At 59.1% G+C, this 8,008-nt stretch carries 10 protein-coding genes; 5 read left to right on the top strand and 5 right to left on the bottom strand.

What is annotated here, in order from left to right; all coding sequences use genetic code 11:
- On the top strand, window positions 1-1,137 hold a 1,137-nt coding region (locus tag WA354_RS04115; RefSeq protein WP_472811742.1), incomplete at its 5' end, for a molybdopterin molybdotransferase MoeA.
- A gap of 9 nt (window positions 1,138-1,146) precedes the next feature.
- A complete protein-coding gene (gene moaC, locus WA354_RS04110; protein ID WP_472811741.1) occupies window positions 1,147-1,638 on the top strand; it encodes a cyclic pyranopterin monophosphate synthase MoaC in 492 nt (163 codons plus the stop codon).
- Here moaC and WA354_RS04105 read toward each other — a convergent pair.
- Window positions 1,635-1,784: a hypothetical protein gene (locus WA354_RS04105; protein ID WP_472811740.1), complete on the bottom strand. Its 150-nt coding sequence runs from the start codon at window positions 1,782-1,784 to the stop codon at window positions 1,635-1,637. The genes moaC and WA354_RS04105 overlap by 4 nt on opposite strands.
- A gap of 313 nt (window positions 1,785-2,097) precedes the next feature.
- Here WA354_RS04105 and WA354_RS04100 point away from each other — a divergent pair, with 313 nt between their 5' ends.
- The gene (locus tag WA354_RS04100) at window positions 2,098-3,180 is read left to right on the top strand and encodes a tetratricopeptide repeat protein (RefSeq protein ID WP_472811739.1); all 1,083 of its coding nucleotides are present in this window, start codon (window positions 2,098-2,100) and stop codon (window positions 3,178-3,180) included.
- Window positions 3,181-3,270: 90 nt separating this feature from the next.
- Here WA354_RS04100 and WA354_RS04095 read toward each other — a convergent pair whose 3' ends face one another.
- Genes WA354_RS04095 through bcp form a run of 3 tightly spaced genes read right to left on the bottom strand, consistent with a single transcriptional unit; the run spans window position 3,271 to window position 4,987 of the window.
- Window positions 3,271-3,792: a c-type cytochrome gene (locus tag WA354_RS04095; protein WP_472811738.1), complete on the bottom strand. Its 522-nt coding sequence runs from the start codon at window positions 3,790-3,792 to the stop codon at window positions 3,271-3,273.
- A 32-nt stretch (window positions 3,793-3,824) separates the two neighbouring features.
- Window positions 3,825-4,535 (bottom strand): DNA-3-methyladenine glycosylase, encoded by a 711-nt coding sequence (locus WA354_RS04090; RefSeq protein WP_472811737.1) that lies wholly within the window; start codon window positions 4,533-4,535, stop codon window positions 3,825-3,827.
- Window positions 4,514-4,987: a thioredoxin-dependent thiol peroxidase gene (bcp, locus tag WA354_RS04085; protein WP_472811736.1), complete on the bottom strand. Its 474-nt coding sequence runs from the start codon at window positions 4,985-4,987 to the stop codon at window positions 4,514-4,516. Before bcp ends, WA354_RS04090 begins: the two co-directional genes overlap by 22 nt.
- An 83-nt stretch (window positions 4,988-5,070) precedes the next feature.
- Between bcp and WA354_RS04080 the strand changes: the two genes are divergently transcribed.
- Both WA354_RS04080 and WA354_RS04075 read left to right on the top strand, forming a co-directional pair.
- Window positions 5,071-6,483: a hypothetical protein gene (locus WA354_RS04080; RefSeq protein WP_472811735.1), complete on the top strand. Its 1,413-nt coding sequence runs from the start codon at window positions 5,071-5,073 to the stop codon at window positions 6,481-6,483.
- Window positions 6,484-6,713: 230 nt separating this feature from the next.
- Window positions 6,714-7,706 (top strand): acyl-CoA desaturase, encoded by a 993-nt coding sequence (locus WA354_RS04075; RefSeq protein ID WP_472811734.1) that lies wholly within the window; start codon window positions 6,714-6,716, stop codon window positions 7,704-7,706.
- Window positions 7,707-7,778: 72 nt separating this feature from the next.
- On the opposite strand, the gene WA354_RS04070 is transcribed toward WA354_RS04075, so the two are convergent.
- On the bottom strand, window positions 7,779-8,008 hold a 230-nt coding region (locus WA354_RS04070; protein ID WP_472811733.1), incomplete at its 5' end, for a hypothetical protein.

Here is an 8,008-nt window from a genome sequence, read left to right as displayed (position 1 = left end):
TCTGAAGCCTCTGCGCATCTTGCACTCCCCGTCGCTGGCTCCACGCATGCGGGCGAAGCTCCCGCCGGCCCGCTGCCCGAAGGCAAAGCATGGGAAATCATGACCGGTGCTCCCGTCCCCGCCGGTGCCGATTGCGTCGTCATGCTCGAGCACATTGAAAAATCCGCTAACACCTCGGGATCCCCAGCGACAGGTTTTGGTCGCTGGGCTGGCAGTATCCGCCTCCGTCCTCCCCGTACCATCGACCCCGGCGACAACGTAGTAGCCAAAGGCGCGCAAGCCCGTCGTGGTGACGAACAACTTCCAGCCGGAACACGACTCGATCCCGCTCAGATTGCCCTCGCCGCTTCCTGCGGATATGCGCACCTCGACGTCTACGTCCGTCCCCGCGTCGCTATCCTCACCACCGGCGACGAACTTGTTCCCGTCGACGCAACTCCCGGTCCCGGCAAAATCCGCAACTCCAACGCACCCATGCTCGCAGCCCTCGTGGCCAACGCCGGCGCCGAACCCATCATTCTGCCCACTGCCGCCGACACCGCCGAAGCTCTCGATGGCGCACTCGCACAAGCTCTCAAAGCCGACATGCTCCTCATCTCAGGAGGCGTCTCGGCCGGCAAATTCGACCTCGTAGAACCCGCGCTCGCCCGTCACGGCGCACATTTTCATTTCACCGGCGTCCGCATCCAGCCGGGTAAACCACTCGTCTTCGGCGAAGTCGCGTGCTCCGGTTTGAAACCGTACATGAACCGAGCCCGAAGCGAAGATCCTTCGGGCCCTGCGTCCATCCCGATCTTCGGCCTCCCCGGCAACCCCATCTCCTCCGCCGCCACCTTTCAACTCTTCGCCGCACCCATCCTCGCCGCCCTCGCCGGCAGTAGCGAAACTCGTCCACGCTTCGTCCTCGCCCGCCTCTCACGCGACACCGACCGCAAAACCAAACCCGGCCTCACCCGGTTCCTGCCCGCGCTCTGCGAATTCTCGCCATCCGTCAACGAACTTCCCCAAGTCGCCACAGTCCCCTGGCATGGCTCCGGCGACCTCACCGCCTTCGCTCAATCCAACTGCTTCCTCGTCATCCCTGAGCATGAAGACTTCCTCACCGCCGGAACCACCGTCCGTATCCTGCTACATTAAGAATCCAGAATGCCGAAGCAAGCCAAACCGCAGCTCTCTCACTACGACACCGCAGGCAATGCCCGCATGGTCGACGTCAGCTCCAAACAAGCGACGAAGCGCATTGCCACCGCCTCCGCATTTGTTGAGCTCTCCGCCTCCGTTCTCTCCGCGCTCCCCGCAAATCCCAAAGGCAACCCGCTCGAGGTAGCCCGCTTTGCAGGCATCCAGGCCGCCAAGCGCACATCGGAACTCATCCCGATGTGCCACCCGCTCCCGCTCACACACGTCGATGTCGAGGCCGAAATTGTCGCCGGCGGGGTCCGCATCCGCGCCACTGCCACCACCACCGGCCAGACGGGAGTGGAAATGGAAGCCCTCACCGCTGCTTCCATCGCCGCCCTAACCGTCTACGACATGACGAAGGCCCTCGACAAATCCATCGTCATTCGTACCATCCAGCTCGAACAAAAATCCGGCGGCAAATCCGGCGACTACAAACGCACACAAAATCCCAGCTAACGTTCCATCGCCTGCGACACGTCGCTGCTCGGCACCATTCCCAACGGCATCAACGACAATGGCGTCGGCACGCCGCAGTGGAGCGGAGCCTCGCCACGGGTGCACACCAATCCCCCCGGCGGCGCGGCGTCTTTAATGCTTCGCAATTCGCTCTTCCTGCGCTGGGCACGATGGGAAACGCGCGGCGCCGCTTCTCTCCGGCCCCGGCATCGAAGGTTTCTTCAAAATCAGCATGTCCAGCGTTCCCTGCGACAAATCCGTAGACGGTGCCATCTTCCCCTGCCACCTTCCCCATGACGTTCGACAACACATCTCGCTTCTTCTTGTCGAATATCAAGGGGAAGCCTCGGTGCCGGGCTTCGTCTGAAATCGCCCGCGCTGCGCAATGGCATGGCGATCTACAATTCGAGGGAGATGAACCGCGAGCCAGCATTCAGGTCGAATCATTCAAGAAAGAGGATGTCCACTTTGCTGTTGGACCTTCTAACAGGCCTCTTTATCTTGCTTGTTGCGGTTATCCCGAGTCACGCACAGACAAAGGCGGAGAAGAAGGAACTCGCGGCTCTGTATCAAAAGGCCTCCGACGGGGACGCCAATGCGCAGCTTGAGCTCGGAACCCGATATTTGCTTGGCCGCGGTGTCGCCATCGAAGACGCGGTTCAGGCTCGTAACTGGTTTACGAAAGCCGCCGACCATGGAAATGCTACCGCCCAATTCTGGCTTGGCGAGATGTACTCAACCGGGTGGGGAATTCCCGAAGACAAGGCACGGGCAGCCATTTGGTATCGCAAGGCTGCGGATCAGGGGCAAGCGACCGCGCAATACGATCTTGGCATCATGTATGAGACTGGGAGAGGTGCCCCGCTTAACCACAACGAAGCCGTCGCATGGATTCGAAAAGCGGCCAACCAGGATTTCGCTCCCGCGAAAGCGTGGCTTCAAACACACTCCGTAGCTTCCGAGAGTGCAGCAGCGGACAGTGCCGACCGGAACCAGCCTCCTCAAGATCGAGCGGTACAGGCCGTCAGCGTTCCTGAAGCTCCGCCTCCGATCGACATCCGCTATGTGCCCGGCGATTCCCGCGCAGTGACTGATGCCGAGATGTACGAAATCCGCAATTCGCTTCGCTGGGAACCAGAATCCGTGGCGCTGATGCCAGGTGGAACCGCCCGCTCCAATCTCGTCGATGGCAAAGGGCAGAAGATGGGTTCAGTGCTAATTCGCTGGGATAAGACGACCACGCAAGCTACTGGCAAGAACCCGGCTCATCCAGATCAATGGCGGGGCCACTTTTCAATGCAGATAGAGAACGGCACCTCATGTCGATTCACGAGTTCAGCTGAACTCGACGACAGTCAAGGATTCGTCGTCGTGACCGACGCGATCTGGAGCAGTTGGATGGCGCAGCATCAGCCTGATGGTGGACAAACAAGCCAGGCCCATGGCGACGTAGCCTGGACGCAGAATTTTCCTTCTCTGGCTTTGAAACCGCTCACAGCCTATTCCACCTTGAGTGCGTGCACAACCCCCAAAAATCCATAGATTGCTGCTGTGTCGAATCCGTCTGAGGACAGATCAAAGCTGAGAGCCGATAGCAGAAAGCCGAGAGCTTTCAGCCATCAGCTGGGTCCTTCACCGTGAAGAGGGCTTAGCTCCGCTCGGCGGCGGCGGGCCGTGATCATGGTCATGATCTTCCTTGGGCGGCGAGAAGATTGGCGGATCGAGATGCCCGCGATGGCATGTCCCGCAACTCACCGGCACGCCCGAGTTCTCCACCTTGCCAACGTAGTTCGCGTTGATGTCCTCCACCATTTTGTACATCAACCGCGCCGTGTTTTTTTCGGGCTTCGAGTCATCGGCAAAATTCAGCCGCGGCTTTCCGTTCGGCCCGATGTTATTGGGATCGGCGGCGTGACATGTGCTGCACTCGGCGCCCAGCGACGCCTCCCACTTGTGCATCAGATCGTGAACCTGCTCGCCCGTCATGGTCTTGGGAAGGACTTTCAGGTTGGTCGGCGCCGGCTCCTCGTGATGATGGTGTTCCTCAGCTGGTGCCTGCTGAGCTGCGGGGGTTTGGGCGAGAGCGGCAAAGGCAAAGACTACTGAAACCAGGGCCGTCAACGGTGCGCGGAAAGACGGGGAAGAGAGCTTCAAGTGCAAAGTTCCTCGTGATGGTGGGATGACGTCTATTCTACTGACGAATTACGGTTCGCTTTGGTTGACGTTTCAGCCAGCCGTTTCGGACCGGAAACGCACCCGTTCCCGCGCAAGGCAAACCGCAGCGGCCAGTCCACCGCATGCCTGATGCCGATCCGCGGCGTAATCACCACCTCCGCGTCGAGGCAGCCGTCGTCTCTTACTTGAAGCGGCGACGCGGCGCTGGTCACGTCCAGCCCGTTGTGCAAGGGCCGCGTCAGGCCCAACGCCAGGCACAGCCGACTAGGTCCCGAAGCGATCAATCGCACCGGCGCATCTTCGTCCAGGCCACGATTGCGCGCCATCTGTGCCAGTCCCGCCACTGGCTCCAGGGCTCTGAGCAAAATGCCTCCCCCAAGTCCCTCGCGCTCGCAACTGATGTTCGCGCAAAAATACTTCCCATAGATCAAATACATATATGCATGTCCCGCCGGCCCGAATAGCACCAGGTTCCGCGGTGTAGGCCCCCGATGCGTGTGCGCAGCCGGATCCGGCGGATCGTTATGCGGCCCGAGATACGCCTCGACCTCCACAATCCTTCCCGCCAGCACTCCGCCGTCCGCGCTTCTCGCCACCAACAGCTTGCCCAATAGCCTCGGGGCGACCTTTTCAGTCGAATCTTCGAAAAATTTGCGTGGAACCAGCCGCCCCGGGAGCTTGTTTTTTGCTCTTTCCGGCCTTATTTGTGCGATTTTTGCCATTCCTTCACAAGCGCCAGCACTTCATCCGCGTGCCCTTCCGGCGTCACTTTCGGAAAGATATGGATGAGTTTCTGGTCCGGTCCTATCAGAAACGTCGTCCTTTCTATTCCCCAGACCTTCTTCCCGTACATGTTCTTTTCCTTCAACACACCAAACTGATTGCATACTTTCTCGTCTACATCAGCAAGGAGTGTGTAAGGCAGGTCATATTTGGCTTTGAATTTGGCCTGTGCCTTAGGCGAATCGCGGGAGATGCCAAGCACCACAGCACCGGCGGCCTGGATCTTCTTGAAGGTATCGCGAAAACCGCACGCTTCAATGGTGCAGCCGGGCGTATCGGCGCGGGGATAGAAGAACAACACGACCGGCTTTCCGGCGTAATCTGAAAGGCTTACAGTTTTGTCCTCGTCCGTCTGTAGAGTGAAATTGGCGACCTTCTGGTTCACTTCCATGGGAAATTCCTCGTATTGTCAGTATGGTGGATAGAAATTTGAAACAGCGGGTACGTCTGCATTATTTCCGAGAGGTAGGTCCGGTGTCATCGCGGCTCTTCAGATCAGTCTCGAACAGCCCCACATCGGTCGCCGTCGCGCTGCTGCTCGCTGCCGCATCGGTTGGCGCACAGTATCCCGGCCAGGTGACCAGGAAAGCCAAAGATACACCCGATTTGCGAGCCATCGGCGTGCTCGAGTGGACAGGCGACGAGGGCAAGCCAAAGACCAGCCGCCTCATCCCCATCACCGTCTATGACGGCCAGGCTCTCGAGGACGGCAATGTGTACCTGGCTCGTCCCGAGCCGCTTGCGTTGGCCGGTGAAGTCGAGTACGAGCTCGAGAAGAACGGCACACCAATAGGCCTCTACGACATCAAAAAGGCAGGCCAGGAGCAAGGCCTATGGGTCGGCTACGGCGCGTGGAAACCATTGCCCTCCGCCAAACCGGCTGTCCCCAAGCCTATCGTGGAAGAAGGCTTCGACGCCAACGACGACAAGCCTGTCCTGCATCGCAGACAAGGAGGCGACTCGGGCAACCAGGGCTCATCAGGGCAATCCGCTCCAACCGATCCGGACCGTCCTACGCTCCACAAGAAAAGCGGGAGCGATGACTCAACTACTGGGAGCGCCAGCCCTGCATCCGATCCAGACCAACCCACCCTGCACAAGAAGGACTCAGGCACCGCGTCCAGCAATACTGATAGCAGCGACCCTGATCGCCCGGTGCTGCACACGAGTCAGCAGGCTTTTGCCGACACGAACGACGGCGAACACCTTGGCAGCACTGATCCTGACCGCCCCCGGCTCTTGCGCGGCAAACCTGCCGGCAATGGCCCTGATGTCCTGCCGAGCCTGATGGGCCTTCCAACAGACATGCAACAGGCAGTGGCGGTCTCTGACGCCAAGCGCCGTCCCGAACACCCGTGGAGTTACACCTGGGCCAACCCGGCAGACGAAGAAAAGATGAAAGAAGCGATGGAGGTCATCGCCCGGCAGGCATTGGGGCTTAAAACACCTCCTGCTGCGGCGCCCAAGCGCACCTCGTCTAAATCGCACGCAAAACCGGTTCCGCCGCCGGTACCCCCTCCGCTCGTTGACGAAAAGTTCCAGGTCTTCGAGCTTGCATATGGCTCCGGAGCCACCATGGTCCTCTCGGCTCGCACCGATGCACCGCCAGCCGAGCGCAAGTTCGTTACCCTCATCGCACAACCCGATCTCTACGGCAATCCGCTGATATTGCTCAAAAACGTCACCGACGCTTCGCGCCTCGACGATACGCCGCGGATGCGACTCGTCGACGCTGTCGATGCGCTGGCCGATAATCGCGGCGAGTTGCTGTTTGAGCTGCGCGGCACCTCGCAGCGGCAATTCGCGCTCTACCGCGTGCTCCGCGGCACAGCAGAGAAGATCTTCGTCACCGGCGGAGGCGACTTCGGTGTAGCTCCCGGACAGTAGTCCACCAAATCGTCATCCGCCTCCAGTGGCTATCCGGAGCGATGCGCAATGGGATATCCAATCTGAGCCGACATCACCGAATTCATTCCCTTGATTTTCATCCCATAGAAGAGACTATGTAACTTTCGTGACTTAGACGAATATCTGAGGGGGAGAAGAGTCAAAGCTCCTATACAATTCAAGTACAGACCGGCTTTTTCACACCCCTGTCTAAAGGATTTAGCAAACGAATGGCATCAATTGTTTCCGCTCCCGCTCCCACCAACGCACCCGACGAAGCAACCAAACCGGTTGCAACAGAACAGGAACTTTCGTCGCCTGTCGGTAGGATTCCTGCTAAATTCCTTGTTCGGATGGGTAAAGCCGCGACCATCGATTACGGAATCAACTGGACAACCCTGGCGATCATCGGCTCGTTCCACGTAGGAGCGCTGGTAGCTTTCTTCTTTTTCAGCTGGCAGCGTCTGGCGGTTATGGCGATCCTCTATGTGCTCGCCATCAACGTGGGCATCGGCATGTGCTATCACCGTCTGCTCACGCACCGCGGCTACACGACTCCCAAGTGGGTCGAGTACGTCATGAGCATCTTCGCCACCATGTCACTTGAGGGTGGACCTATTTTCTGGGTGTCGACGCATCGCGTCCATCACCAGCTCAGCGACCAGGAAGGCGATCCGCATACCCCGCGCGAAGGTGGATGGTGGGCGCACACTGGTTGGATCCTTTTCGGCGAGGCTCTGCACGGCCAGGTCGAAATTCTGAAGCGTTATTCGCCAGATCTGAGCCGCGACAAGTTCCACCTCTGGCTAAGCAAGTATCACTGGCTCCCCATCAGCGTCAGCGGTTTGCTCCTCCTGGCCGGTGGCTGGATCTGGGGCGGATGGGTCAATGGCGTCGCCATGGTCCTGTGGGGTGTGGCGCTGCGCGTGACGCTCGGCCTCCATGCCACCTGGCTGGTGAACTCCGCTACCCACCTGTGGGGCAGCCGACGCTTTGAGACTCGTGACGACTCACGCAACAGCTGGTGGGTTGCACTGCTTACCGGCGGCGAAGGCTGGCACAACAATCACCACGCGCATCCCGTCTCAGCACGTCACGGACTCAAGTGGTACGAGATTGACCCCAACTTCTGGGGCATCTGGCTCCTCTCCAAGATCGGACTTGCCAAAAAAATTCACGTCGCAAAGTACGATCCGGCAAATCCCAAGCCCGCGGGACTCTAAAACAGTTCGAGCCATTCACACGGACACAACGGCCAATCCCTCGGGATTGGCCGTTTGTTTCAGGCTCAAATCTTATTTGCGGAGCTTTGCCCGGATCCAAAGAGTCCCAAAGACCGGAAGAGCAATGATCAGGACGATCACGCCGGCAGGGAAGCCGACGTAGAGATAGCTGTCAGCGTAGTTCACCGAATGATGGCCAATTAAATTCCAGGCAAGCAACGCGAAGATGGAGATCGTGGTCGTTGCAAAAAAAGTGAAGAACCCTGAAGTGAACGCCAGCAGCAGGCTTTGGAAAAGGCTGA

The organism is Occallatibacter sp. (genome assembly GCF_049802275.1).
Taxonomy (GTDB): domain Bacteria; phylum Acidobacteriota; class Terriglobia; order Terriglobales; family Acidobacteriaceae; genus Telmatobacter.
Note: the sequence above shows the minus strand (reverse complement) of the source record. Positions and strands in the feature narration are given on the sequence as shown.